28 protein-coding genes are annotated in these 24,487 nt (G+C 55.9%); 15 read left to right on the top strand and 13 right to left on the bottom strand.

Features of this window, described 5'->3' with window-relative positions; all coding sequences use genetic code 11:
- Positions 1–186 precede the first annotated feature (186 nt).
- The 3 genes from mdoG (at position 187) to ACLGE8_RS14505 (ending at position 4,658) form a co-directional block, all read left to right on the top strand.
- Positions 187–1,740, top strand: a complete 1,554-nt coding sequence (gene mdoG / locus ACLGE8_RS14515) for a glucans biosynthesis protein MdoG (RefSeq protein ID WP_410999445.1) — start codon at positions 187–189, stop codon at positions 1,738–1,740.
- The gene (mdoH, locus tag ACLGE8_RS14510) at positions 1,733–4,261 is read left to right on the top strand and encodes a glucans biosynthesis glucosyltransferase MdoH (RefSeq protein ID WP_410999443.1); all 2,529 of its coding nucleotides are present in this window, start codon (positions 1,733–1,735) and stop codon (positions 4,259–4,261) included. The genes mdoG and mdoH overlap by 8 nt, the downstream gene beginning before the upstream one ends.
- Before the next feature lie 169 nt (positions 4,262–4,430).
- On the top strand, positions 4,431–4,658 hold the full coding sequence (locus ACLGE8_RS14505; protein ID WP_410999568.1) for a YceK/YidQ family lipoprotein: 228 nt from the start codon (positions 4,431–4,433) through the stop codon (positions 4,656–4,658).
- On the opposite strand, the gene ACLGE8_RS14500 is transcribed toward ACLGE8_RS14505, so the two are convergent.
- The 3 genes from ACLGE8_RS14500 to ACLGE8_RS14490 all read right to left on the bottom strand — a co-directional run bounded on the left by ACLGE8_RS14500 (position 4,659) and on the right by ACLGE8_RS14490 (position 7,418).
- Complete coding sequence (locus ACLGE8_RS14500) at positions 4,659–5,033, bottom strand: MysB family protein (RefSeq protein WP_333498598.1); 375 nt, start codon at positions 5,031–5,033, stop codon at positions 4,659–4,661. It abuts the gene before it with no gap.
- Between the two features lie 105 nt (positions 5,034–5,138).
- On the bottom strand, positions 5,139–6,356 hold the full coding sequence (gene mdtG, locus ACLGE8_RS14495; RefSeq protein ID WP_410999441.1) for a multidrug efflux MFS transporter MdtG: 1,218 nt from the start codon (positions 6,354–6,356) through the stop codon (positions 5,139–5,141).
- 141 nt (positions 6,357–6,497) lie between these two features.
- Positions 6,498–7,418 carry a Kdo(2)-lipid IV(A) acyltransferase gene (locus tag ACLGE8_RS14490; RefSeq protein ID WP_410999439.1) on the bottom strand — a complete coding sequence of 307 codons (921 nt, stop codon included), beginning with the start codon at positions 7,416–7,418 and terminating at the stop codon, positions 6,498–6,500.
- A 223-nt stretch (positions 7,419–7,641) separates the two neighbouring features.
- Between ACLGE8_RS14490 and ACLGE8_RS14485 the strand changes: the two genes are divergently transcribed.
- Complete coding sequence (locus tag ACLGE8_RS14485; RefSeq protein ID WP_410999437.1) at positions 7,642–8,703, top strand: rhodanese-related sulfurtransferase; 1,062 nt, start codon at positions 7,642–7,644, stop codon at positions 8,701–8,703.
- Here the strand turns inward: ACLGE8_RS14485 and ACLGE8_RS14480 are convergent.
- From ACLGE8_RS14480 to tatA, 7 genes are all read right to left on the bottom strand, one after another.
- Positions 8,700–8,813: a DUF2770 family protein gene (locus ACLGE8_RS14480; protein ID WP_185666435.1), complete on the bottom strand. Its 114-nt coding sequence runs from the start codon at positions 8,811–8,813 to the stop codon at positions 8,700–8,702. The two genes, ACLGE8_RS14485 and ACLGE8_RS14480, sit on opposite strands and share 4 nt — an antisense overlap.
- 108 nt (positions 8,814–8,921) lie before the next feature.
- Positions 8,922–10,040 (bottom strand): N-methyl-L-tryptophan oxidase, encoded by a 1,119-nt coding sequence (gene solA / locus ACLGE8_RS14475; protein ID WP_410999435.1) that lies wholly within the window; start codon positions 10,038–10,040, stop codon positions 8,922–8,924.
- 137 nt (positions 10,041–10,177) lie between these two features.
- On the bottom strand, positions 10,178–10,432 hold the full coding sequence (gene bssS, locus ACLGE8_RS14470; protein ID WP_035896892.1) for a biofilm formation regulator BssS: 255 nt from the start codon (positions 10,430–10,432) through the stop codon (positions 10,178–10,180).
- 281 nt (positions 10,433–10,713) lie between these two features.
- Positions 10,714–10,959, bottom strand: a complete 246-nt coding sequence (gene dinI, locus ACLGE8_RS14465; protein WP_270501927.1) for a DNA damage-inducible protein I — start codon at positions 10,957–10,959, stop codon at positions 10,714–10,716.
- Between the two features lie 71 nt (positions 10,960–11,030).
- Entirely contained in the window at positions 11,031–12,077 is a 1,047-nt protein-coding gene (gene pyrC / locus ACLGE8_RS14460; protein ID WP_410999433.1) for a dihydroorotase, read from the bottom strand.
- Positions 12,078–12,240: 163 nt separating this feature from the next.
- A complete protein-coding gene (locus ACLGE8_RS14455) occupies positions 12,241–12,801 on the bottom strand; it encodes a lipoprotein (protein ID WP_035896888.1) in 561 nt (186 codons plus the stop codon).
- 185 nt (positions 12,802–12,986) lie between these two features.
- Entirely contained in the window at positions 12,987–13,214 is a 228-nt protein-coding gene (gene tatA / locus ACLGE8_RS14450) for a Sec-independent protein translocase subunit TatA (RefSeq protein ID WP_410999566.1), read from the bottom strand.
- Positions 13,215–13,566: 352 nt separating this feature from the next.
- Between tatA and rimJ the strand changes: the two genes are divergently transcribed.
- From rimJ to murJ, 4 genes are all read left to right on the top strand, one after another.
- Positions 13,567–14,151, top strand: coding sequence for a ribosomal protein S5-alanine N-acetyltransferase (gene rimJ, locus ACLGE8_RS14445; protein ID WP_035896479.1), 585 nt, complete (start codon positions 13,567–13,569; stop codon positions 14,149–14,151).
- Positions 14,152–14,161: 10 nt separating this feature from the next.
- Complete coding sequence (locus ACLGE8_RS14440) at positions 14,162–14,812, top strand: YceH family protein (protein ID WP_410999431.1); 651 nt, start codon at positions 14,162–14,164, stop codon at positions 14,810–14,812.
- A 14-nt stretch (positions 14,813–14,826) separates the two neighbouring features.
- Positions 14,827–15,741 carry a Gfo/Idh/MocA family protein gene (locus ACLGE8_RS14435; RefSeq protein ID WP_410999564.1) on the top strand — a complete coding sequence of 305 codons (915 nt, stop codon included), beginning with the start codon at positions 14,827–14,829 and terminating at the stop codon, positions 15,739–15,741.
- Positions 15,742–15,966: 225 nt separating this feature from the next.
- Positions 15,967–17,502, top strand: a complete 1,536-nt coding sequence (gene murJ, locus ACLGE8_RS14430) for a murein biosynthesis integral membrane protein MurJ (RefSeq protein ID WP_410999429.1) — start codon at positions 15,967–15,969, stop codon at positions 17,500–17,502.
- Positions 17,503–17,546: 44 nt separating this feature from the next.
- Here the strand turns inward: murJ and flgN are convergent, their stop codons facing one another.
- The 3 genes from flgN to flgA form a co-directional block, all read right to left on the bottom strand.
- Positions 17,547–17,975, bottom strand: a complete 429-nt coding sequence (gene flgN / locus ACLGE8_RS14425) for a flagella biosynthesis chaperone FlgN (protein ID WP_410999427.1) — start codon at positions 17,973–17,975, stop codon at positions 17,547–17,549.
- A gap of 3 nt (positions 17,976–17,978) precedes the next feature.
- Positions 17,979–18,272, bottom strand: a complete 294-nt coding sequence (flgM, locus tag ACLGE8_RS14420) for a flagellar biosynthesis anti-sigma factor FlgM (protein ID WP_035896484.1) — start codon at positions 18,270–18,272, stop codon at positions 17,979–17,981.
- A gap of 95 nt (positions 18,273–18,367) precedes the next feature.
- Positions 18,368–19,027 carry a flagellar basal body P-ring formation chaperone FlgA gene (gene flgA / locus ACLGE8_RS14415; RefSeq protein WP_410999425.1) on the bottom strand — a complete coding sequence of 220 codons (660 nt, stop codon included), beginning with the start codon at positions 19,025–19,027 and terminating at the stop codon, positions 18,368–18,370.
- A 156-nt stretch (positions 19,028–19,183) separates the two neighbouring features.
- Between flgA and flgB the strand changes: the two genes are divergently transcribed.
- The 7 genes from flgB to flgH all read left to right on the top strand — a co-directional run bounded on the left by flgB (position 19,184) and on the right by flgH (position 24,485).
- The gene (gene flgB / locus ACLGE8_RS14410; RefSeq protein ID WP_185666428.1) at positions 19,184–19,597 is read left to right on the top strand and encodes a flagellar basal body rod protein FlgB; all 414 of its coding nucleotides are present in this window, start codon (positions 19,184–19,186) and stop codon (positions 19,595–19,597) included.
- A 3-nt stretch (positions 19,598–19,600) separates the two neighbouring features.
- A complete protein-coding gene (flgC, locus tag ACLGE8_RS14405; protein WP_163448115.1) occupies positions 19,601–20,005 on the top strand; it encodes a flagellar basal body rod protein FlgC in 405 nt (134 codons plus the stop codon).
- Positions 20,006–20,017: 12 nt separating this feature from the next.
- Positions 20,018–20,716: a flagellar hook assembly protein FlgD gene (flgD, locus tag ACLGE8_RS14400; RefSeq protein WP_185666427.1), complete on the top strand. Its 699-nt coding sequence runs from the start codon at positions 20,018–20,020 to the stop codon at positions 20,714–20,716.
- A gap of 27 nt (positions 20,717–20,743) precedes the next feature.
- The gene (gene flgE, locus ACLGE8_RS14395) at positions 20,744–22,021 is read left to right on the top strand and encodes a flagellar hook protein FlgE (RefSeq protein WP_410999422.1); all 1,278 of its coding nucleotides are present in this window, start codon (positions 20,744–20,746) and stop codon (positions 22,019–22,021) included.
- A gap of 20 nt (positions 22,022–22,041) precedes the next feature.
- Complete coding sequence (locus tag ACLGE8_RS14390) at positions 22,042–22,797, top strand: flagellar basal body rod protein FlgF (protein ID WP_185666425.1); 756 nt, start codon at positions 22,042–22,044, stop codon at positions 22,795–22,797.
- Positions 22,798–22,805: 8 nt separating this feature from the next.
- Positions 22,806–23,588, top strand: coding sequence for a flagellar basal-body rod protein FlgG (flgG, locus tag ACLGE8_RS14385; protein ID WP_035894201.1), 783 nt, complete (start codon positions 22,806–22,808; stop codon positions 23,586–23,588).
- A gap of 198 nt (positions 23,589–23,786) precedes the next feature.
- Positions 23,787–24,485, top strand: coding sequence for a flagellar basal body L-ring protein FlgH (gene flgH / locus ACLGE8_RS14380; protein ID WP_333495680.1), 699 nt, complete (start codon positions 23,787–23,789; stop codon positions 24,483–24,485).
- Positions 24,486–24,487: the final 2 nt, after the last annotated feature.

Below are 24,487 nucleotides of genomic sequence, written 5' to 3'. Positions count from 1 at the left end.
ACCCTACACTAACTCTGGTTACCTGTCTCCAGGATAAGCACTCAAAGTGCAAGCAGCGGTTAACAGTTGTTTACTCCATAAGCCACTGCGCTGAAGAATACGGGGATTATGTTGTCGGATTGCTTGAATTTCCAGTAAAATGGATCGGATCGATTTAAGCACACAAAGGGGGAAGTGCTTAGTTATATGAAACATAAACCACAGATGATGAAACTGCGCTGGTTAGGCGCAGCCGTAATGTTGTCCCTGTGTACTTCATCTGCATGGGCATTCACTATTGATGACGTTGCAAAGCAGGCTAAATCGCTGGCTGATAAGAGCTATGAAGCACCAAAAAGCAACCTGCCTTCCGTCTTCCGCGATATGAAATATGCGGACTACCAGCAAATCCAGTTTAACCACGATAAGGCGTACTGGAATAAGATAAAGACCCCATTCAAACTCGAGTTCTACCATCAGGGTATGTACTTCGACACGCCGGTGACCATTAACGAAGTCACGGCGACTTCCGTGCGTAAAATTAAGTACAGCCCGGATTACTTCACGTTTGGTGACGTTCAGCATGACAAAGACACCGTGAAGGATCTGGGTTTTGCTGGTTTTAAAGTGCTGTACCCAATTAACAGCAAAGATAAAAACGACGAAATCGTCAGCATGCTGGGTGCCAGCTATTTCCGTGTTCTGGGTCAGGGGCAGGTTTATGGTCTGTCCGCTCGTGGTCTGGCTATCGATACCGCATTGCCGTCCGGTGAAGAGTTCCCTCGCTTCCGTGAATACTGGATTGAGCGTCCAAAAGCGACTGATAAACGTCTGACTATCTACGCGCTGCTGGATTCTCCACGTGCGACCGGGGCATACCGCTTTGTTATTATGCCTGGCCGCGATACCGTTGTTGATGTTCAGACCAAAATTTACCTGCGCGATAAAGTGGGTAAACTGGGCGTGGCGCCATTGACCAGTATGTTCCTGTTTGGGCCAAACCAGCCTTCTGCGACGACTAACTATCGTCCAGAACTGCATGACTCCAACGGTCTGTCTATCCACGCCGGTAACGACGAGTGGATCTGGCGTCCGCTGAACAATCCTAAGCACCTTGCTGTCAGCAGCTTCGCGACCGAAAACCCGCAGGGCTTTGGTCTGCTGCAGCGTGGCCGCCAGTTCTCCCACTTTGAAGATCTGGATGACCGCTACGATCTGCGCCCAAGCGCGTGGATTACGCCGAAAGGTGACTGGGGTAAAGGTACCGTTGAGCTGGTTGAAATTCCAACCAACGACGAAACCAACGATAACATCGTCGCTTACTGGACGCCGGACAAACTGCCGGATGCTGGTAAAGAGATGAACTACAAGTACACCATCACCTTTACCCGTGACGAAGACAAACTGCACCCGACCGATAACGCGTACGTGATGCAGACCCGCCGCTCCACCGGTGATGTGAAACAGTCCAACCTGATTCGTCAGCCGGACGGCACGCTGGCCTTCGTGGTTGATTTTACCGGCGCTGATATGCGCAAAATGCCGCAGGATACGCCAGTTACGGCGCAAACCAGCATTGGCGACAACGGTGAAATCGTCGAAAACAGCGTTCGTTACAACCCGGTAACGAAAGGGTGGCGTTTGATGCTGCGCGTGAAGGTGAAAGATCCGAAGAAAACCACTGAAATGCGCGCTGCGCTGGTCAACGCTGACCAGACGCTGAGCGAAACCTGGAGCTATCAGCTGCCTGCAAATGAATAACACAACGAAGTATATCGACGCATTGTCGCTTACGGATGCAGAAAAAGCGGCGCTCCCGAACAGTTCGCTCCGTGCCGTGCACGAAGCGCTGGATGACGAGCACCAGGCGTTTGCCCGTGATGATGACACGCCGCTGGCCTCGGTTAAGGCGCGTCTGGAAGAGAGCTGGCCAGATTCTCTGGGCGGCGATCAGCTCATCAAAGACGACGAAGGGCGCACTCAGCTGCAGGCCATGCCTAAGGCGACGCGCTCATCAATGTTCCCGGACCCATGGCGTACCAACCCGGTAGGCCGCTTCTGGGATCGTCTTCGTGGCCGCGACGTCACGCCGCGCTACCTGTCTCGTCTAACGAAAGAAGAGCAGGAACGCGAGCAGAAATGGCGTATGGTGGGCTCGCTTCGCCGCTATACCCTGCTGATTCTGACGATTGCGCAGACCGTGGTGGCAACCTGGTACATGAAGACCATTCTGCCGTATCAGGGCTGGGCGCTGATCAACCCGGCGGATATGGTGGGGCAGAACCTGTGGGTCTCCTTTATGCAGCTGTTGCCGTACCTGCTGCAAACTGGGATCCTGATTCTGTTTGCCGTGCTCTTCTGCTGGGTCTCCGCCGGTTTCTGGACGGCCTTAATGGGCTTCCTGCAACTGCTGATTGGACGCGACAAGTACAGCATTTCGGCCTCGACGGTCGGCGATGAGCCGCTAAATCCGGAGCACCGGACGGCGCTGATTATGCCTATCTGTAATGAAGACGTGTCCCGCGTGTTCGCCGGTCTGCGTGCGACCTGGGAGTCGGTGAAAGCCACCGGCCAGCAGAAGCACTTTGACGTCTACATCCTGAGCGACAGCTACAACCCGGATATCTGCGTCGCAGAGCAAAAAGCCTGGATGGAGCTGATTGCCGAGGTGCAGGGCGAAGGGCAGATCTTCTACCGTCGTCGTCGTCGTCGTATGAAGCGTAAAAGCGGTAACATCGATGACTTCTGCCGTCGTTGGGGTAATCAGTACAGCTATATGGTGGTACTGGATGCCGACTCCGTGATGTCCGGCGACTGCCTGACCAACCTGGTGCGTCTGATGGAAGCAAACCCGAACGCGGGTATCATTCAGTCTTCCCCACGTGCTTCCGGGATGGACACGCTGTATGCTCGCTGCCAGCAGTTTGCGACGCGCGTTTACGGTCCGCTGTTCACCGCGGGGCTGCACTTCTGGCAACTGGGTGAATCCCACTACTGGGGTCACAACGCCATTATCCGCGTGAAGCCGTTTATTGAGCACTGTGCGCTGGCACCGCTGCCGGGCGAAGGTAACTTTGCCGGTTCGATCCTGTCGCATGACTTCGTGGAAGCGGCGCTGATGCGTCGTGCAGGGTGGGGCGTCTGGATTGCCTACGACCTGCCGGGCTCTTATGAAGAGCTGCCGCCGAACCTGCTGGATGAACTGAAGCGTGACCGTCGCTGGTGTCAGGGGAACCTGATGAACTTCCGCCTGTTCCTGGTGAAAGGGATGCACCCTGTTCACCGTGCGGTGTTCCTGACCGGCGTCATGTCCTACCTCTCCGCACCGCTGTGGTTTATGTTCCTGGCCCTGTCGACCGCGCTGCAGGTGGTACACGCACTGACCGAGCCGCAGTACTTCCTGCAGCCGCGTCAGCTGTTCCCGGTTTGGCCGCAGTGGCGTCCTGAGCTAGCGATTGCACTGTTCGCCTCGACGATGGTGCTGCTGTTCCTGCCGAAGCTGCTGAGCATCATTCTGGTGTGGTGCAAAGGGTCGAAAGAGTACGGCGGTTTTGTCCGCGTCACGATCTCCCTGCTGCTGGAAGTGCTGTTCTCCGTGCTGCTGGCACCGGTTCGCATGCTGTTCCACACCGTGTTTGTGGTCAGCGCGTTCCTGGGCTGGGAAGTGGTGTGGAACTCGCCGCAGCGTGACGATGACTCCACGCCATGGGGCGAAGCCTTTATGCGCCATGGTTCTCAGCTGCTGCTGGGTCTGGTGTGGGCAGTCGGTATGGCATGGCTCGACCTGCGCTTCCTGTTCTGGCTAGCGCCGATCGTCTTCTCGCTGATCCTGTCACCGTTCGTTTCGGTGGTCTCCAGCCGTTCGACTAACGGCCTGCGAACCAAGCGCTGGAAGCTGTTCCTGATCCCGGAAGAGTACAACACGCCGAAGGTGCTGGCCGATACCGAAACGTATCTGGAGCAGAACCGTGCACGCGTGCTGGACGATGGCTTTATGCATGCGGTATTTAACCCATCGCTGAATGCCCTGGCAACGGCAATGGCCACCGCGCGTCACCGCGCGAGCCACGTGCTGGAGATTGCCCGCGATCGTCACGTCGAGCAGGCGCTGAACGAAACGCCGGACAAGCTGAACCGCGATCGTCGTCTGGTGCTGTTGAGCGACCCGGTAACGCTGTCGCGTCTGCACTACCGCGTGTGGGCCGCTCCGGAGAAATACTCTTCGTGGGTGGCTGAGTACGATAAGCTGCAGCTGAATCCGCTGGCGCTGAAAGCCAAATAGTGCGGTGCTTCCCCGGCGGCGCTTCGCTTGGCCGGGCTACGTAACCTGTAGCCCGGACGAGGTGCAAAGCCCCGACACCGGGGAAACCCCAGCACAAATATTTGCCGTAAGGAAATACCGGCCATCAAGCCGGTATTTTTTTGTCTGTTTAATGAGGGGAAATGACGTGATTAGAATAATACTGGTGGCCGCCATGGCGATAATGCTCACCGGGTGCGGTAGCATTATCAGCCGGACGATCCCGGGCCAGGGCCACGGGAATCAGTACTATTCGGGCGTGAAGTGGGATCTGCGCGACTCTGCCTGGCGCTACGTCACCATTCTCGACCTGCCGTTTTCGCTGGTCTTCGACACGCTGCTGCTGCCGATTGACGCGAGCCATGGTCCTTACGAATAATTAACGCTCGTCCCATTCATCGGCGGCGGTCTGGCCCTCTTCGGTATCCTGCGAGGGCTCAAGCTGATATTCACCTTCATCCCACTCGTGTAGCGTATTTTCTTCCAGCCATTCCTGACGCAGTTCGATCTCGTCAAAATCACCGTCAAACACGCTTTGTGCGGCCTCACCGCTGAGCATCGGCACGCACTCGCCTTCTTCATCCTCTTCGGCGAAGAACTCGGCCTGCCACATGATGTCACCATCCTGTAGAACGTACTTTTGCATATTGAACTGCTCTACGTCCGCTTCATCTTCCTCAAGTCCGGGGTTATCGGCGAGGAACGTTTCACGTGCCGCATCAATAGCTTCTTCGAGTGTGGCGTATAAAGTCATCTCAACTCCCTGCAATGTGATGAGGTATTCAGGGAAATAATAGCTGAACTTTTGAGTTGTACACGTCCGGTGATTTGATTTAACGCAAACCGCCGGACGATGTGTTTAAGAACGGGAAGGAACGGGGCTGCGACGCAGGCTAAAACCGGTATAAATGGCGTTGAACAATACTACGGCGGCGGTTACGCAGAAGACCGCGCGGAAGCCGTAGTTGGCCGACACCGCCGCGCCAATCAGCGGCCCGGTGACGTTACCAATATCGCGGAACGACTGGTTATAGCTGAAAATGCGCCCGGCAATCTGGTTGCTGGAGTTATAGACCAGCAGCGTTTGCACCGCAGGCAGCAGCGCGCCGTCGGCGGCACCGAGCAGGAAGCGCAGGATACCCAGCTGCAGCGGGTTTTGCACAAACGACATCGGGATCAGCAGCAGCACGGAGACCACCAGCGCCACGATAAGAATTTTTTCCGGGCCAATACGGTCACCGAGCTTACCTAAACGCGGCGCGCAAATTAGCGCCGCCACGCCGGGTACCGAGGCTATCATGCCGCTGACAAAGGCAATATTGCTGATATTCCCCGCGAGATCGCGTACATAGAGCGTCAGAATAGGGGCGATAGAGCCGGTGGCAACCTGGATAATCAGCGTGGTCACGAACAGGCTCAGCACCAGTTCACGGTTTTTCAGCGAGCCAAATACCTCTTTGACGTGCAGCATCTCTTTCTTCGAAACCGGCGTGAACTGCTCGCGGATGAAGAACAGCGTCATTACGAAGCAGACAAACAGCACCGCGGCGGTCATAAAGAACACCGGGCGCAGGCCGTAGTTATCGGCAAGAAAACCGCCTGCCAGCGGCCCCAGCAGTGCGCCACTCACGGCACCAGTCGACAGCGTGCCCAGTGCCCAACCGCTTTTGTGGCGCGGGATTTGGGTGGCAATCAACGCATTGGCGTTAGGAATAAAGCCCCCCAGCAGCCCCAGCAGTGCGCGCAGAATCAGAAACTGCCAGATATTCTGCGCCATCCCCATTAACAGCATGACGATAGCCATACCCAGCGCCGAGCGCAGCAGCATGATTTTGCGCCCTTTGCGGTCGGCCAGGCCGCCCCATAGCGGTGACGCGATGGCTGAGAACAGGAAGGTGATACTGAAGACCAGGCCGGACCACATATTCAGCGAGCTGTGGCCGGTAACGCCGAGCGCTTCAACGTAAAGCGGCAGGAAAGGCATGACCAGGCTGAATGCAGCGCCGGTTAAAAAACAGCCGAGCCAAACGACAGCGAGGTTACGCTTCCAGTTAATGGGGGCATCTGAGGGTTGCATAGGGTTCCGCAGGCGAAATGTCGCCAAAAAGAGAGTGTATTTATAAGCCTGCTAATTATGCTCCTGTGTTCATATCACTGCAATGTGGTCCGCTTTTAAAGCTAAAACAAAAACGCGCAGCCGGAGCTGCGCGTGAAAACGTTAGTAGAGGGAAGGTGCCCCTTCCGGGCGCGTTTTAAAGCGCCGATGCAGCCACATGTATTGCTCTGGGGCCATCATGATGCATTTTTCGACGATGGTGTTCATCCACGCGGCGGTGGCTTCGGCATTCTCCAGCGGCGGGTCGCATTCCGGTTCGAGGATAATCAGTTCGTAGCCTTTGCCGTTCGGTTTACGGCGCGGCACAAAGGGAACCACGCACGCTTTTGACATTTTTGCCAGCATCCAGGTGCCGGAAGTGGTGGCGGCATCCTTCACGGCGAACAGCGGCGCGAAGACGCTGGCGCGCGGGCCGTAGTCGTGGTCTGGCGCATACCAGATAATTTCGCCGTTTTTCAGTGCGCGTACCATGCCTTTCAGGTCTTTACGGTCAATCATATCTTTGTTTGACCGCATGCGGCCCCAGGTTTGCAGCCAGTCGATGACCGGATTATCGTTGGGCCGGTAGACGCCAATCCCAGGGTTATGAATACCGAACATACGGGCGCCCATTTCCAGCGTCAGGAAGTGAATACCGATCAGCAAAACGCCGCGACCGGAATCCTGCACGGCGCGGATATGCTCAAGGCCGCTGGCATCCATCCAGCGGTTGACGCGTTTAGTCGGCCAGAACCAGGCGATCCCGGTCTCCATCACGCCCATCCCTACCGACTCAAAATTCTTAACCACCATCTGATGACGTTCGGCTTCGCTCATTTCCGGGAAGCAGAGCTCAAGATTGCGGTATGCAATTTTGGCACGACGCTTCAGCAGCAGCAGGGCCAGACGGCCGATAGCGTTCCCGAGGCGATAAATAACCGGATACGGCAGTTGAACAACTAACCAGAGCACGCCGACACCCAGCCAGGACGGCCAGTAGCGAGGGTGCAGCAACGCAGTGGTGAATTTAGGTAACTGAGTCATGTCTTTCCTGTTATTCCGAGCAACTGGCTCTATTGTCGCACTATTTTTCCGTCAGCCAAAACGACCGCGTCACGACTGTTGTCTATTCATACAACTATTTTGCAGAGCATTAGTAATGATGAAGAGAATGTAGCGCAAAATGTGGGGATGTAAATTAACGATGATTGCTATATCATGCGCCCCGATTATTCCCATCCATTCTATTTTGCAGGATAAGAACACCATGCCAGTGTTACATAACCGCATTTCGAATGAGACGCTGAAAGCGAAGATGCTGGCAGAAACAGAGCCACGCACCACAATCTCATTCTATAAATACTTCACCATTGTTGATCCAAAAGCCACTCGTGATGCGCTGTACGTCGCGCTTTCCGCGCTAAATGTCTTTGGTCGCGTTTACCTGGCTCGCGAGGGGATTAACGCGCAGATTAGCGTACCGGAGAGCCAGGTTGAGGCGCTGCGTGACTGCCTGAACCGCTTTGACCCGGCACTGAAAGGTCTGCGTCTGAACATTGCGCTTGATGATGACGGGAAATCGTTCTGGGTGCTGCGCATGAAGGTTCGTGAGCGTATTGTGGCCGATGGAATTGACGATCCGACGTTTGATGCCAGCAACGTGGGTGAATACCTGAAAGCGGCGGAAGTGAACGCCATGCTTGATGACCCCGACGCACTGTTTATCGATATGCGTAACCACTACGAGTACGAAGTAGGGCATTTTGAGCAGGCGATGGAGATCCCGGCCGACACTTTCCGCGAACAGTTGCCGAAAGCGGTTGAGATGATGCAGGAGCATAAAGACAAGAAAATTGTCATGTACTGCACCGGCGGCATTCGCTGTGAAAAAGCCAGTGCCTGGATGAAGCACAACGGCTTTAATCAGGTCTGGCATATCGAAGGCGGTATCATTGAGTACGCCCGTCGCGCTCGCGAACAGGGGTTACCGGTACGCTTTGTCGGTAAGAATTTCGTCTTTGATGAACGCATGGGCGAGCGGATTTCCGACGATATCATTGCCCACTGTCATCAGTGCGGTACGCCGTGCGACAGCCATACTAACTGCCTGAACGATGGCTGCCATCTGCTGTTTATTCAGTGCCCGACCTGTGCAGAGAAATACGAAGGCTGCTGTAGCGAAAGTTGCCAGGAAGAGCACAAGCTTCCTGAAGAGGAGCAGCGTCTGCGTCGCGCCGGGCGTGAAAACGGCAATAAGATCTTTAATAAATCGCGCGGTCGCCTGAATACCCGTTTAGGTATTCCGGACCCGCAGACCCAGAACGATTAATTGAAGTAGAGCCAGGCAATGTCGAGCAGCGCTAACAGCAGCCAGAGCATCAGATACAGCATCAGGTGTTCGCGGACGTTGTTGAGCAGAAAGTAAAACAGGCGACGCATAGCATTCTCGATTTAACGGCCCCGGTGACTCGGGGCCGTTTTATTTTGTAGGCCGGATAAGCAAAGCGCCATCCGGCACCATGTGGCAGATTGTTAGATGACGTTGATTCAGCTGTTAAAGCGGGACAGCGCAAACGGCGATAAATCATACTCCGGGGTTTTATGCTGCGCGAACTGCGCGGCAATTTCCCCCAGCACGGTGGCGAACTTAAAGCCGTGACCGCTCAGGCCACCGATAAACAGCACATCGGGCTGGCCGGGTAGGGTGTCGATAATAAAATCTTCATCCGGCGTGTTGTCATAGGTACAGGCTGCACCGTACAGGCAGCCGCCGATGCCCGGCAGGATCTGCCGCAGGAAGCTGAATGCTTCGGACCCGTCGGTGGCGACGCTGCCAAATGCTTTACGTTCTTCCGGGCTGTTGATGACCTGGCCGCCGTTGTGTTTACCTATTTTCAGCTCATTCTCCACCGCCGGGAAACCGTAGAACTGGTCGCCATTCGGCAGCTCACCGGTAAACGCCGGGAAGTTGTTTTTGCGGCTGTAGCGACCGTCGGCCTGGAACCAGGCAAATACTTTGCGCACCGGCTGGATAGGCAGGTCAGGATAGAGTTGTTTGGTCCAGGTTCCCGCCGTCAGCAGCAGCTTTTTGCCGCGCCAGCTTCCCTCGGACGTCTCAATGGTCACGCCGTTCGCGTCACTATGAATAGCAGTAACCGGGCAGTTGAAAAGCTGCGCGCAGCCGGCCTCTTTCGCCATTGCAATCAGCGTTTTCACCGCCAGTTCGCTTTTCAATACCCCTGAACCAGGCTCAAAGATAGCGCGGTAGTCTGCAGGCACGTGAATTTCGGGCCAACGGGTCATTATCGCCGCCGCATCAAGGTGTTCAACCGGCAGGGCAAACTGTTCGGCGCTCTGAGCGACGGTATTCAGGAAGGTGGAGTCAGCGGGACCAAGGTTAACGACGCCGCTTTGTTCAAACAGCGCTTCGCCGCTGGTTGCGGCAAGCTCGTCCCATAGTGCCTGGGCGCGAAGGACCAGCGGGACGTATTTCTCACCTTCACCATAGGCGTGGCGCATCAGACGGGTATCGCCGTGATGGCTTCCTTGCTGGTGAGGTGGCATATGGGCATCGGTCATCAGTACATTTAAACCCGCTTTACGGGCGTAATAACCTGCCGCAGCGCCAACGGAGCCGCTGCCAATAATAATAAGATCGTATTCCATAGTGATTCCCGACACGATGATAAAGCGCGAAGCCAGAGTCTGGTAGAGTAATTAACCGATAGTTGTTATACAAGGGTGAAAATAATTAAGGCACCCGTAGGTGCCTGTTGGTCGTTAATACGACGAAAGTATCAGCGTTAATGCCTGCGATACTCATTGACCTGGTAATCGCCAGACTCAATCTTGGCAATCCCGGCTTCCAGTATGGAAATAAACTGACGTGCGACATCGGTGGTTAGCCATAGGGTCTGGCCAACTTCAGCTTCTTTATTGCTCGATTGATTGGGGTCTTGGTAGTGCAGGCGCAGCATCATGGCATCGTAGCTATCAACGGTGCTGATGTCCCATCCGACGAGGGGATGGGTCTGGATGACTTCATTATTCTTTTCCATCATAACCCCTTCTTCATGTGTTAAAAGGCAACAACTCTCGAGGTTCAATGCAATTTTTTGTGAAGCTTTATCAGTATACAACAATTCAATAAATACTCGAGAATTGAAATCAAAAGCAACATAAATTCCTGAATAGACCGGTCGTTTGCGCAATAAACAACCATATTGCTCATTGTTTTTGCGGCTAATCTAAAAAATGGGGATAAATGAGGAAATAACAAGCAGAAAAGAACGAAAAAAAGCCGGGGCGACCCGGCAAAAACACAATGAGGGAGCAAATATTAATCGGTGATGAACCAGTCGTCCGCGCTCTCCCAGGTCTCCTGGAGGATCTCGCTGATGCGGTCTTTATCTTCTTTAATGCCGCCGATGACGGAGAGGTTGTTGTTGGCCGCGTAGCGCACGCTGACGGTGCCTCCGCTGTCCGGGAATTGGTCGTTAATACGGCGGGAAAGTTCGTCTGCCAGCGCGTCTAGTGCGCCTGCAGGCAGTGCAGTTGTTTTTGCAACGGTAACTTCAATACGCATAATTGCCCCCTGTGTAATATACTGTATATTTATACAGTTACCTTGGACTTTTTACAACAGGGGGCACGAAATTATTTTTTCACCGTCCAGCGCAGCGTTTCGCCGGCCAGGAACGGCACCAGCGTATCGTCGCTGAGCGCGATGGTTTCGGCAACCTGGCTCTCTTCACGCACCAGCTCGACAACATCGTCGTTCACCGGCAGGCCATAGAAGCGCGGGCCGTTCAGCGAGCAGAAAGCTTCGAAGTGCTCCAGCGCGTTCATCTCTTCAAATACGGTAGCGTAGCTTCCCAGCGCTGTTGGAGCGTTGAAGCAGCCTGCGCAGCCGCAGCTAGCCTCTTTACGGTGACGGGCGTGCGGTGCGGAGTCGGTACCGAGGAAGGCGCGGGTAAAGCCGCTGGCAACCAGTTCACGCAGCGCCTGCTGATGGATATTACGCTTAAGGATTGGCAGGCAGTAGAGGTGCGGGCGCACGCCGCCAACCAGCATGTGGTTGCGGTTGAACATCAGGTGCTGAGGCGTAATGGTGGCGGCAATCAGTTCATTGCCGTCACGCACGTACTCTGCTGCATCTTTGGTGGTGATGTGCTCGAAGACCACCTTCAGGCCCGGCAGACGTTTACGCAAAGGCTCCATCACGGTGTCGATAAAGCGCGCTTCGCGGTCAAAGATATCAATCTCGGCATGGGTCACTTCGCCGTGCACCAGCAGCGGCATCCCCAGTTTTTCCATGCGCTCAAGCACCGGCATAATCGCATCGGTGCTGGTCACGCCGTGACTGGAGTTGGTGGTGGCATTCGCTGGGTACAGTTTTGCTGCGGTGAATACGCCTTCGTTAAAACCGCGCTCCAGCTCGTTCGGGTCGAGGGTGTCGGTCAGGTAGCAGGTCATCAGCGGCGTGAAGTTGTGCCCGGCTGGCACAGCGTCAAGGATGCGCTGGCGGTAGGCGATAGCCGCATCCACGGTGGTAATTGGCGGAACCAGGTTCGGCATGATAATTGCGCGGCCATACAGCTCACTGGTATACGGGACAACCGTTTTCAGCATCTCGCCATCACGAAGATGGATATGCCAGTCGTCTGGGCGGCGAATTTTCAGAACTTGCGGTAATGCGGTCATTTGAGGCTCCGGCTGGTGGGATATCAGTCATTTTTTGCCGGGCACTAAGGATAAGCGTAAACGTTTTCCTTTGCATCCTTTTCCGTAAAAATTGTTTGCAAAGAGGGCTGGCGTGCGGCCTCTCCCCAGCGGGGAGAGGTACTTAATGATGTGTGATGGGAAATTAGTCCGTGAACGGGATAATAATTTCGCCAGGTTTAACCTCAATGCCCTTGGCGAATTTCTTCGCCAATGCTTCACCCTGGCTAGCATCTTCTTTCAGCACGTAGGCCGGCTGTTTGTTGAAGTAGGTGCGCAACGACTGGTTGAGGTAAGGGATCAGCGTCTGTACCACCGTCTGCATTTTCTCCGGCGTTACTTTCGCATCCTGGATCTCCATTTCCTGAAGATAGATGGCGCCTTGTTCTTTATTGAACACCGGCAGTGCTTTCAGCGTCAGGGCAATATTCGCTTTCTGGCTGCCGAAGAGGGAGTTCATATCCAACTTGGCATCGCCGCTCAGCGTGACTTTATTCGGCTCTTCGCGACCAATCGCGCTGGAGAGGTTGCTCAGGACGATATGGGCATCGGCGACGCCGGGCACTCCAATATCTTTCGAGAAATTATTCCGCTTCTGTAACGCCTGGTTAATCTCCTGCTCGCTAACGGAATATTGCGTGAGTTGATTACAGCCAACCACCAGGCCGCTGACGATCAGTGCGGCAATAACAAACAATTTTTTCATGAGGTTCCTCAAGGTAAAGCGTTCGGTGCATCCTGACATAAAGCAGCATACCCTGTTAGTAGAACTCTGACAGCGGAAAATGCTGAAAGTGCCGTGGCGTAGGCGCTGGAGGCCACACCGTGGGCGGATTTTACGACGGAACCTTTACCTGTAGCTTCATTGAGCGGCCTTTATGCGGTGTAATCTCAGGCCCGTTTTTGTTTGGCGTCAGTGGCCTCAGCATTCCCCTGTGTGGTTTTCTCATTGAGAAAATCGGCATCATTTTCAGCATGATTGTCATCGTTCATCGCTTTTTTAAACCCTTTCAGCGCCGCACCAAAATCGGAGCCCAAAGAGGCAAGTTTTTTGGTACCGAATAACAGCACAACAAGAACGACAATTACTAACAGTTTGGTGACGCTAATTTCGCCCATCATGGCACCTTAATAGAAAAAACAGAGAGAATAACCGTCGGCGTAATGAACCGGTCGCCTGAGTATTTGGGATGCGAATTTTCGCAAACCCAAGATTAATTTATTTGTCTCTTAATGGCATTGATTTCGCACCGTTCGTCTTTATGCATGAGGGCGCGTAATGTCACGACTCGTGATAAAGAGAGGATCGCGGTAACATCTTCATTTTGCCGGACTATCTCACTTTTTCATGTATTGCCAGCGATAGGGCTTTTTTATCACAATGCATCATGACAGATTGTTGTTTTCATTGACCGCCGTGGGCAGGTAGAGTGAGACGACCAGGGTATACGTTGGGTACAGGAGTAGTGAGATGTTTGGCTATCGCAGTAATGTGCCGAAAGTTCGGTTGACCACCGACCGGCTGGTGGTGCGTCTGATTCACGACCGGGACGCCTGGCGTCTGGCGGATTATTACGCCGAGAATCGGCAGTTTTTAAAACCCTGGGAACCCATCCGAGATGACAGCCACTGCTATCCGTCCGGCTGGCAGGCGCGGCTATCGATGATTAATGAGTTTCATAAGCAGGGAACCGCGTTTTATTTCGCGCTGCTCGACCCGGAAGAGAAAGAGATCATCGGCGTGGCGAACTTTTCCAACGTGGTGCGCGGCTCGTTTCATGCCTGCTATCTCGGCTACTCCATCGGCCAGAAATGGCAGGGGCAGGGGATGATGTATGAAGCGCTGACCAGCGCGATTCGCTATATGCAGCGCACTCAACATATTCACCGCATTATGGCCAACTACATGCCGCATAATAAGCGCAGCGGTGACCTGTTGGCGCGACTGGGCTTTGAAAAAGAAGGCTACGCGAAAGACTATTTACTGATTGACGGCGAATGGCGCGATCACGTGCTGACTGCGTTGACCACCCCACAATGGACTGCAGGTCGATAAGGAGACCCGAATGAAATATCAACTGAGCCCGCTGGAAGCCCGCGTCATTGGTTGCTTGCTGGAAAAGCAGGTCACGACGCCGGAGCAATATCCGCTATCGATAAACGGCGTGGTCACGGCCTGTAATCAAAAAACCAACCGTGAGCCGGTTATGACGCTCAGCGAAGCGGAAGTGCAGGACCAGCTGGATACGCTGGTGAAGCGCCACTACCTGCGCACGGTGAGCGGTTTTGGTAACCGCGTCACCAAGTATGAGCAGCGTTTTTGCAACTCTGAATTTGGCGATCTGAAGCTGTCGACGGCGGAAGTGGCGCTGGTCACCACGCTCTTGCTGCGCGGAGCCCAGACGCCTGGCGAGCTGCGCGGTCGTGCGCAGCGCATGCATGAATTTGCTGATATGGCGGAAGTGGAAAATACGCTGGAACGTCTGGCGAACCGCGAAGATGGCCCGTTTGTAGTGCGTCTGCCGCGTGAACCGGGAAAACGGGAAAGTCGCTATATGCACCTGTTCAGCGGTGAGGTCGATCTTCAGGCGGTGGCGGCTCAGAGCGATGCGCCAGCAGCAGACGATAGCCTGCTGGCCCGCGTCGAGATGCTTGAAGGGGAAGTTGCCGAACTTAAACAGCGTCTGGATTCACTGCTGGCGCACCTCGGGGAGTAATTCGTATGGCGAAGATTCGCATTGGTGTGGTGGGGCTCGGCGGTATTGCGCAGAAAGCCTGGCTGCCGGTATTAAGCGCCGCCACGGACTGGACGCTGCAGGCTGCGTGGTCACCGGGTAAAGAGAAAGCGCTAAAGGTGTGCGAAACCTATCGCCTGCCTTATGCCGACTCACTGAGCGTATTAGCCGCCCAGTGCGATGCGGTCTTCGTGCACAGCTCGACGGCCTCACACTACGCGGTGGTGAGTGAGCTGCTGAATGCTGGCGTCCACGTCTGCGTGGATAAACCGCTGGCCGATAAGCTTGACGACGCGGAGCGGTTAGTGGCGCTGGCAGCGCGGAAAAACCTGACGCTGATGGTCGGCTTCAATCGCCGCTTTGCACCGCTTTACCGCGAGCTGAAAAAACGCGCCGGAGAGATGTCGTCGTTACGGATGGATAAACATCGCGCCGACAGCGTTGGTCCGCACGACCTGCGCTTTACGCTGCTCGATGATTATCTGCACGTGGTTGATACCGCACTGTGGCTGGCGGACGGAAAAGCGACGCTGCGCGATGGGGTACTGCAAACTACTGATGAAGGGCATATGTTTTATGCCGAGCACCATTTCAGCCAGCCGGGGCTGCAAATTACCACCAGCATGCACCGCCGGGCAGGCAGCCAGCGCGAGTGGGTGCAGGCGGTGGCCGACGGCGGGCTGTTTGAGGTGTCGGATATGCGCGAGTGGCGCGAAGAGCGCGGGTCCGGCATTGTGACCCGGCCGATTCCTGGCTGGCAGACGACGCTTGAGCAGCGCGGGTTTACCGGCTGTGCACATCATTTTATTCAGTGCGTGCAGAATCAGACGGTTCCGGAGACAGCAGGGGAACAGGCGATCGCGGCGCAGCGAATTGTGGAAGGATTGTGGCGAGAGGCGATCCGCGAGTAGATAACACCGCCCTGTAGGCCGGATAAGCGAAGCGCCATCCGGCGATGTGCTGAATAATGCCGGATGGCGCTTCGCTTATCCGGCCTACGACTCTCCAGAGTGATCCGACACTAACCAGCTGTAACATCTGGCAGTAGCAATTCACTCCGAACCCGGTAGACTAACGCCACTTTTTTAGCGCTCATCCATCGGGCGCTTTGATCCGGGTTGTGGAATCACAAGTTAATGAATCTATTAAAATCGCTGGCTGCCGTCAGCTCGATGACTATGTTTTCGCGGGTACTGGGATTTGCGCGTGACGCGATCGTGGCGAGGGTGTTTGGCGCCGGAATGGCGACCGATGCCTTTTTTGTGGCCTTTAAGCTACCAAACCTGCTGCGCCGTATCTTTGCCGAAGGCGCTTTCTCGCAGGCGTTCGTACCGATTCTGGCTGAATACAAAAGCAAGCAGGGCGAAGACGCGACGCGGGTGTTTGTCTCTTACGTCTCGGGTCTGCTGACGCTGGCGCTGGCGCTGGTCACCGTGTTGGGCATGCTGGCGGCACCGTGGGTGATCACCATCACCGCACCGGGCTTTGCTGACACGGCGGATAAATTTGCGCTGACGACCCAACTGCTGCGCATCACCTTCCCTTATATTCTGCTGATTTCGCTGGCCTCGCTGGTCGGGGCAATCCTCAACACCTGGAACCGCTTCTCCGTACCGGCGTTTGCGCCGACGTTCCTCAACGTCAGTATGATTGGCTTTGCGCTGTTCGCCGCGCCGCACTTCCACCCGCCGGTTCTGGCGTTGGCGTGGGCGGTGACCGTCGGCGGCGTGTTGCAGCTGGCCTATCAGTTGCCGCACCTGAAAAAAATCGGCATGCTGGTGCTGCCGCGCATCAACTTTAAAGATGCCGGCGCGGTACGTGTGGTGAAACAGATGGGGCCGGCGATCCTGGGCGTCTCCGTAAGCCAGATTTCGCTTATCATCAATACCGTTTTCGCCTCTTTCCTTGCCTCCGGCTCCGTCTCCTGGATGTACTATGCTGACCGTCTGATGGAGTTTCCGTCCGGCGTGCTGGGCGTGGCGCTGGGGACTATCCTGCTGCCATCGCTGTCGAAAAGCTTTGCCAGCGGCAACCATGATGAGTATTGCCGTCTGATGGACTGGGGTCTGCGCCTGTGCTTCCTGCTGGCGCTGCCGAGCGCCGTGGCGCTGGGCATTCTGGCGAAACCACTGACCGTGGCGCTGTTCCAGTACGGTAAATTCACCGCCTTTGATGCCGCCATGACCCAGCGTGCGCTGGTGGCCTATTCTGTGGGCTTGATGGGACTGATTATCGTTAAAGTCCTGGCTCCGGGTTTTTACTCGCGTCAGGACATCAAAACGCCGGTCAAAATCGCTATCGTCACGCTGATTATGACGCAGGTGATGAACCTGGCGTTTATCGGCCCGCTGAAGCACGCAGGGCTGTCGCTGTCGATTGGTCTGGCGGCCTGTCTGAACGCCGCGCTGCTCTACTGGCAGTTGCGCAAGCAGAAAATCTTTACGCCACAGCCGGGCTGGACCGCGTTTTTAGTCCGTCTGGTCATTTCGGTGCTGGTGATGTCGGCGGCGCTGCTCGGCTTGATGCACGTCATGCCTGAATGGTCGCAGGGCACGATGCCTTACCGTCTGCTGCGCCTGGTGGGCGTGGTGGTGGCCGGGATCGTGGCCTATTTCGCCACGCTGGCGATTCTGGGCTTTAAGATTAAAGAGTTTGCACGCCGGACGGCGTAATAGAAAGGCACTGCGCGGGGCACATTCTGTGGCCCCGCCGCAATTCAGACGGAATATTTCTTCGCGCTGCGCGCCACCGGGGCACCCGCGGCTTGACCATCCTTGCCGTAAAGCCCGGTTTCCTGGAATGGCTTCAGCACATCAATCGCCTGCTGGTTACGCAGGATCTGTCCTTCCAGCAGCCAGCCGTTATGCTGATTAAGACGACGCAGTTGCTGCGTGGTTTCGGTTATCACCTGCCAGCGGTCGCTATATGCGTCGCGCGTTTCACGCTGGGCGTCTTGTTCGACGCGGCGCTGCTTCTCCAGATAGTCTAACGTTGCCAGCAGAGAGCTTTTCTCTTCGGTGATGCTGGCAAGCTGCAGGCCGTTTACGCTACCTGCGGAGAGCTGCAATTGTTCAGCATCCATCACCGCTTTCAGCGAGTTCAGGATGCTGGTCATTTGGTCCAGTATGGCTGACAAACCGCTCATCTCTTATTTACTCTGCAGATAATCTTGTGTGTCCTGGATCAGCGCGTCGGCAATTTTGCCGGTGTCCATTTTTAACTCGCCGTTGCGAATAGCCGTTTTCAACTCTTCAACGCGCGCCATATTAATATCGCCGGCAGAGGAACGGGTTAACGCCGTCTGAGCGTTACTTAATGTGACGCTGGCGCTGGTCGCCGTCGCCGTTTTTTCCGCACGCACTTTCGGGGCGCTGGTCTCAGGGGTTTCGCGTTGCTGGACGCTGGTCACCGCTTTCAGAGAAGATGTACGATCGATGCTCATGGTTCTTTCCTCATTGAGGCTCTTGTATGGCGCAGGCGCCGACTCTCTTAAATGTTAATTATCTATCGGCAAGCGACACATATTCTTTATAACGTTTATAGATTAATCAGAATATTCCCATCAGTATCGACCTGACCGCTCACAACCTGACCTGACGGCATTCGCACCCGCGCGTTCTGCGTGACGGCGGCGTTGTTCAATGCCTGACCTTCACCGTTAATACTAAAACCTTCACCCTGGGCAATCACCATCACCTTCTGTCCGGCCTTAACGCGCCACGACTGGCGCACCATCGACAGCTGTAGCGGCTGGCCGATGGCGACATCACGCAGGCTCACAGCATCCTGCGCCTGTGAGAGATTGAGCATGGTACGCGGCGGCAACTGATCGAGTCTCCCGCGCTTTAGCGTAACGTTCTGTGCCGCAATGGGCGTACCGCGCACAATAGGCGCGGCGGCAACCACATAGTCGCCAATCGCCTGCACGTTGACCTGTAAATACTGTTTCGCGTTCCCACACTGTGCCACCACCGTCAGATTTCCCCACAGCCGCGAATTGCCCGGCGTACTCAGCGCGGGTTGCTCGCAGGCGAGCTGAAGGTTTTGCGTGTTGCGCAGCTTCACGTTGACCTCATTGCTAAAGCCGGCCAGACGCTGAGTGAAAAAATCGGTGAGCTGTGCCTGGAGATCGGCTGCCAGAGCCAATGGGCTAAAGACCAGTGCCGCAGCGGTGAGAGGGGCAATGAGCTGACGCATGGAACGCTCCAGTGAGTAAAGAATGCATGCATTTTACCCATCTTGTCGCGACATCAACGCAATAAATAGCGACGCATATTGCGTTTATTCCGGCGATGACGCGCGCGTAAGGGGATTTAAGCTGTCGGCTGAAACTTTGTCATTAGCGGAGGAGACATGCTCGACAAACTCGACGCCGCCTTACGTTTTCAGCAAGAAGCGCTCAACCTGCGCGCCGAACGTCAGGAAATTCTGGCGGCCAATATCGCGAACGCGGATACCCCCGGGTTTCAGGCGCGCGATATTGATTTTGCCAGTGAACTCAAAAAAGTGATGGCGCGCGGGCGGCCGGAAAGCAGCGGCGTATCGCTGACGCTCACCTCCGAACGTCATATTCCCGCCCAGACGCTCTCTACGCCAGAGACCGATCTGCTGTACCGCATTCCCGATCAGCCAGCGATGGATGGCAACACCGTCGATATGGACCGGGAGCGCACGCAGTTCGCCGATAACAGCCTCCAGTACCAGACCGGCCTTACGGTTCTGGGCGGACAAATCAAGGGCATGATGAGTGTCCTGCAGGGGAACTAATCCATGGCATTACTCAATATCTTCGACGTCGCTGGATCGGCGCTGACGGCGCAGTCCAAACGCCTCAACGTCGCGGCCAGTAACCTCGCCAACGCCGACAGCGTCGCCGGGCCGGATGGTCAGCCGTATCGCGCCAAGCAGGTGGTTTTCCAGGTGGATGCGCCGATGGGCGCAGCGACCGGCGGCGTAAAGGTGGCCGACGTGGTGGAAAGTCAGGAGCCGGACAAGCTGGTCTATCAGCCGGGTAACCCGCTGGCGGATGCCAAAGGGTATGTCCGCATGCCTAACGTGGACGTGGTTGGCGAGATGGTGAACACCATGTCGGCATCGCGCAGCTATCAGGCCAACGTCGAAGTACTGAACACCGTCAAAAGCATGATGCTGAAAACGTTGACGCTTGGACAATAAGGGAGATAACCGATGTCTGTCGTATCCAATATTAATGATACCTCCAGCAGCAGCTCCGCCTCTTCGGCGCTGAGCAGCACCGGGACCAACAGTTCATCCGATCTGCAGAGCAGCTTTCTGACGCTGCTGGTGGCTCAGCTGAAAAACCAGGACCCGACCAACCCGCTGCAAAACAACGAATTAACCTCACAGCTGGCGCAGATCAGCACCCTGAGCGGTATTGAGAAACTCAATACCACGCTCGGTTCCATCTCCGGACAGATTGACAGCAGCCAGTCGTTGCAGGCCAGTTCGCTGGTCGGCCATGGCGTGATGATCCCCGGCAGCACCATTCTGGCGGGGAAAAGTGCGGGCAGCGAAAACGAGAGCGTGGACACCACGCCATTCGGCATTGAGCTGACGCAGGCGGCCGATAAGGTCACCGCGACCATCACCGATGGGAACGGCAAAGTGATCCGGACATTAAATATGGGCGCACAGACCGCGGGCGTTCATACCTTTACCTGGGACGGCAAGCTGGACGATGGTACGGCGGCACCGGACGGTGCTTACAACATCAGCTTTGCAGCCAGCCAGGGCACCACGCAGTTGGTGGTTCAACCGCTGCAGTTTGCGCTGGTACAGGGCGTTACCTTGGGCAAAGACGGCAACAAACTGGATTTGGGAACCTACGGCACCACCACGATGGACCAGGTTCGCCAGATTATCTAAGCCTTTAACAATTTCAGGAGAGACGTTATGGCCTTTTCACAAGCGGTCAGCGGTTTAAACGCGGCTGCCACCAACCTCGATGTTATCGGCAACAACATCGCCAACTCCGCCACCTACGGGTTTAAATCCGGGTCGGCCTCATTTGCCGATATGTTCGCGGGTTCCAAAGTCGGGCTGGGCGTTAAAGTTGCGGGGATCACCCAGGACTTTACCGACGGCACCACCACCAGTACCGGCCGCGCGCTCGACGTGGCGATTAGCCAGAACGGCTTCTTCCGTCTGGTCGATACCAACGGCGCGGTGTACTACAGCCGTAACGGTCAGTTCTCACTCGACGAGAACCGCAACCTGGTGAACTCTCAGGGGCTGAACCTGACGGGCTACCCGGCAAGCGGCACGCCGCCGACCATCCAGCAGGGGGCAAACCCGGTGGCGCTGTCGATTCCGAACACGCTGATGTCAGCGAAAGCGTCAACCACCGGCACTATGCAGATGAACCTGAACTCAACGGATGCGGCGATTCCGTCAACCGTAACGTTCAACCCAAGCGATCCGGATACCTATAACAAAAAAGGTACCGTCACCGTTTATGACAGCCTGGGTAACTCGCACGACCTGAACGTGTACTACGTGAAAACGGCGGCGAATAAGTGGGATGTGTGGACGCAGGATACCAGCGTCAGTGGTGCCACTCCGGTGAAAGCGGCGCAGATGGCGTTTACCGATAACGGGACGCTGGATACCGTAAAAAATTACACCCCAAATACCACCACCACGCCGGTAACCTGGGATCTTAGCGCAACGGCGAACGGGACTCCTGAAATCGCTATTCAGGTTGCCTCACTGAATGGCTCAACGGCAGGAACCTTCAACCTCAGCTTCCTTAACTCCATGCAGCAAAACACCGGCTCCAGCGATGTGGTGGCCACCACGCAGAACGGCTATGCGCCGGGCAGCCTGGTGAGCTATCAGGTCAACGATGATGGCTCGGTGGTGGGTAACTACTCCAACCGTCAAAGCCAGCTGCTGGGCCAGATTGTGCTCGCTAACTTCTCCAACACCGGCGGCCTGCAATCTGAAGGCGATAACGTCTGGTCTGCGACCCAGTCTTCTGGCGTCGCGCTGCTGGGTACGGCGGGGACCGGTAACTTTGGCTCGCTGACCAACGGCGCGCTGGAAGCTTCCAACGTCGACCTGAGTAAAGAGCTGGTGAATATGATCGTGGCGCAGCGTAACTATCAGTCGAACGCCCAGACCATCAAAACCCAGGATCAGATCCTCAACACGCTGGTTAACCTGCGTTAATCGTCTAATAGGGTGACCTCATGGATCACGCGATATATACGGCAATGGGTGCGGCCAGCCAGACCATGCAGCAGCAGGCGGTCACGGCGAGCAACCTTGCCAATACATCAACGCCGGGCTTTCGTGCCCAGCTCACCGCCATGCGTGCGGTGCCGGTCGTGGGGCCGTCCGTTGAGACGCGTACTCTGGTGGCTGCCACCACGCCGGGCGCGGATATGACCCCAGGCCAGTTGGACTACACCGCGCGTCCGCTGGACGTGGCGATTCAGCAAGACGGATGGCTGGCTGTGCAGTCGGCGGACGGGAGCGAAGGCTACACCCGTAACGGCAATATCCAGGTCAGCTCCACCGGGCAGCTCACGATTCAGGGCAACCCGGTGATCGGTGAGACTGGGCCGCTGAGCGTGCCGGAAGGTTCGCAGGTAACTATCGCTTCAGACGGCACCATTTCCGCACTGACGCCGGGGGACCCGCCAAACACGGTTTCCCCGGTCGGTAAGCTGAAGGTCGTCAAAGCCACGGCAACGGAAGTGGCGCGCGGCGATGATGGACTGTTCCACCTCACGCCGTCGGCGGTGGCGACGCGTGGGCCAACCTTACAGGCTGACCCAACGCTGCGCCTGCAGTCCGGCGTGCTGGAAGGCAGCAACGTAAAACCCGTGGCGGCAATGGCGGACATGATTGCCAGCTCGCGCCGCTTTGAAATGCAGATGAAGGTTATCAGCAGCGTGGATGAAAACACGCAGAAAGCTAACCAGTTGCTGTCAATGAGCTAAGGAAAACTATGATCAGTTCATTATGGATCGCGAAAACCGGTCTCGACGCGCAGCAAACCAATATGGACGTTATCGCCAACAACCTGGCGAACGTCAGTACTAATGGTTTTAAGCGCCAGCGCGCGGTATTTGAAGACTTGCTCTATCAAACCGTTCGCCAGCCGGGTGCACAGTCATCCGAACAAACGACGCTGCCGTCAGGCCTGCAGATCGGTACCGGGGTGCGTCCCGTGGCGACCGAACGTCTGCACAGCCAGGGTAACCTGTCGCAAACCAATAACAGTAAAGACGTGGCGATCAAAGGCGACGGATTCTTCCAGATCCTGCTGCCGGACGGCTCCTCGGCCTATACCCGTGACGGTTCATTCCAGGTTGACCAGAATGGTCAACTGGTGACCGCCAGCGGCTATCAGGTGCAGCCAGCGATCACCATTCCGGCGAACGCCATCAGCATCACCATCGGCCGTGACGGTATTGTCAGCGTGACCCAGCAGGGGCAGGCTAACCCGGTGCAGGTGGGGCAACTGAACCTGTCGACCTTTATGAACGACACCGGGCTCGAGAGTATTGGTGAAAACCTGTACATCGAAACCCAGGCATCCGGGGCGCCAAACGACACCACGCCGGGTCTGAACGGTGCGGGTTTGCTGTATCAGGGCTATGTCGAAACCTCTAACGTCAACGTGGCGGAAGAGTTGGTCAACATGATTCAGGTGCAGCGCGCGTACGAAATCAACAGTAAAGCGGTATCGACGACCGACCAGATGCTGCAAAAACTGACGCAGCTGTAAGGCGTAGCCGGGTACTCCCCGGAGTCGCTTCGCTCGTCTGGGCTACAAAAGCCTGATGGCGACGCTCACGCATCTTATCAGGCCTACAATTCGTAGGCCGGATAAGGCGACAGCCGCCATCCGGCAACCGGTAGCCCGGACGAGCGAAGCGGCTCCGGGATCTCCCGGGATAACATTGAGATTCAGAAGAAGAAAGCAATGCAAAAATCCGCAGCGTTTCGTTATCCGCTTTTAACCGTTGTCGCACTCAGCGTGGCAGGGTGCGCCCTCGTGCCGTCCAAGCCGCTGGTGGAAGGGGCGACGACCGCCCAGCCGATTCCTGGCCCGGTTCCGGTGGCGAATGGCTCTATTTTCCAGACCGCGCAGCCGATTAACTACGGCTACCAACCGCTGTTTGAAGACCGTCGTCCACGCAATATCGGCGATACGCTGACTATCGTGCTGCAAGAAAACGTCAGTGCGAGTAAAAGCTCGTCGGCGAACGCCAGCCGCGATGGCAAAACCAATTTCGGCTTCGACACCGTACCGCGCTACCTGCAGGGCTTGTTTGGCAATGCGCGCGCCGATGTCGACGCCTCCGGTGGCAACACCTTTAACGGCAAGGGCGGTGCTAACGCCAGCAACACCTTTAGCGGCACGCTGACGGTGACCGTCGATCAGGTACTGGTCAACGGTAACCTGCACGTGGTGGGCGAAAAACAGATTGCCATCAATCAGGGCACTGAATTTATCCGCTTCTCCGGGGTGGTTAACCCGCGCACTATCAGCGGCAGCAACACCGTACCGTCCACCCAGGTGGCGGATGCACGCATCGAATATGTCGGCAACGGCTATATCAACGAAGCGCAGAATATGGGCTGGCTGCAGCGTTTCTTCCTTAACTTATCGCCGATGTAACG

This window comes from Kluyvera sp. 142486 (genome assembly GCF_046569695.1).
GTDB lineage: Bacteria > Pseudomonadota > Gammaproteobacteria > Enterobacterales > Enterobacteriaceae > Kluyvera.
This window is presented reverse-complemented; position numbering and strand designations above follow the sequence as displayed.

Bases quoted from the DNA above. Each gene is read 5' to 3' on its own strand.
- mdoG (WP_410999445.1), top strand. From the start codon at position 187: ATGAAACATAAACCACAGATGATGAAACTGCGCTGGTTAGGCGCAGCC.
- mdoH (WP_410999443.1), top strand. From the start codon at position 1,733: ATGAATAACACAACGAAGTATATCGACGCATTGTCGCTTACGGATGCA.
- ACLGE8_RS14500 (WP_333498598.1), bottom strand. From the start codon at position 5,033: ATGACTTTATACGCCACACTCGAAGAAGCTATTGATGCGGCACGTGAA.
- mdtG (WP_410999441.1), bottom strand. From the start codon at position 6,356: ATGCAACCCTCAGATGCCCCCATTAACTGGAAGCGTAACCTCGCTGTC.
- ACLGE8_RS14490 (WP_410999439.1), bottom strand. From the start codon at position 7,418: ATGACTCAGTTACCTAAATTCACCACTGCGTTGCTGCACCCTCGCTAC.
- ACLGE8_RS14485 (WP_410999437.1), top strand. From the start codon at position 7,642: ATGCCAGTGTTACATAACCGCATTTCGAATGAGACGCTGAAAGCGAAG.
- ACLGE8_RS14480 (WP_185666435.1), bottom strand. From the start codon at position 8,813: ATGCGTCGCCTGTTTTACTTTCTGCTCAACAACGTCCGCGAACACCTG.
- solA (WP_410999435.1), bottom strand. From the start codon at position 10,040: ATGGAATACGATCTTATTATTATTGGCAGCGGCTCCGTTGGCGCTGCG.
- bssS (WP_035896892.1), bottom strand. From the start codon at position 10,432: ATGGAAAAGAATAATGAAGTCATCCAGACCCATCCCCTCGTCGGATGG.
- dinI (WP_270501927.1), bottom strand. From the start codon at position 10,959: ATGCGTATTGAAGTTACCGTTGCAAAAACAACTGCACTGCCTGCAGGC.
- pyrC (WP_410999433.1), bottom strand. From the start codon at position 12,077: ATGACCGCATTACCGCAAGTTCTGAAAATTCGCCGCCCAGACGACTGG.
- ACLGE8_RS14455 (WP_035896888.1), bottom strand. From the start codon at position 12,801: ATGAAAAAATTGTTTGTTATTGCCGCACTGATCGTCAGCGGCCTGGTG.
- tatA (WP_410999566.1), bottom strand. From the start codon at position 13,214: ATGGGCGAAATTAGCGTCACCAAACTGTTAGTAATTGTCGTTCTTGTT.
- rimJ (WP_035896479.1), top strand. From the start codon at position 13,567: ATGTTTGGCTATCGCAGTAATGTGCCGAAAGTTCGGTTGACCACCGAC.
- ACLGE8_RS14440 (WP_410999431.1), top strand. From the start codon at position 14,162: ATGAAATATCAACTGAGCCCGCTGGAAGCCCGCGTCATTGGTTGCTTG.
- murJ (WP_410999429.1), top strand. From the start codon at position 15,967: ATGAATCTATTAAAATCGCTGGCTGCCGTCAGCTCGATGACTATGTTT.
- flgN (WP_410999427.1), bottom strand. From the start codon at position 17,975: ATGAGCGGTTTGTCAGCCATACTGGACCAAATGACCAGCATCCTGAAC.
- flgM (WP_035896484.1), bottom strand. From the start codon at position 18,272: ATGAGCATCGATCGTACATCTTCTCTGAAAGCGGTGACCAGCGTCCAG.
- flgA (WP_410999425.1), bottom strand. From the start codon at position 19,027: ATGCGTCAGCTCATTGCCCCTCTCACCGCTGCGGCACTGGTCTTTAGC.
- flgB (WP_185666428.1), top strand. From the start codon at position 19,184: ATGCTCGACAAACTCGACGCCGCCTTACGTTTTCAGCAAGAAGCGCTC.
- flgC (WP_163448115.1), top strand. From the start codon at position 19,601: ATGGCATTACTCAATATCTTCGACGTCGCTGGATCGGCGCTGACGGCG.
- flgD (WP_185666427.1), top strand. From the start codon at position 20,018: ATGTCTGTCGTATCCAATATTAATGATACCTCCAGCAGCAGCTCCGCC.
- flgE (WP_410999422.1), top strand. From the start codon at position 20,744: ATGGCCTTTTCACAAGCGGTCAGCGGTTTAAACGCGGCTGCCACCAAC.
- ACLGE8_RS14390 (WP_185666425.1), top strand. From the start codon at position 22,042: ATGGATCACGCGATATATACGGCAATGGGTGCGGCCAGCCAGACCATG.
- flgG (WP_035894201.1), top strand. From the start codon at position 22,806: ATGATCAGTTCATTATGGATCGCGAAAACCGGTCTCGACGCGCAGCAA.
- flgH (WP_333495680.1), top strand. From the start codon at position 23,787: ATGCAAAAATCCGCAGCGTTTCGTTATCCGCTTTTAACCGTTGTCGCA.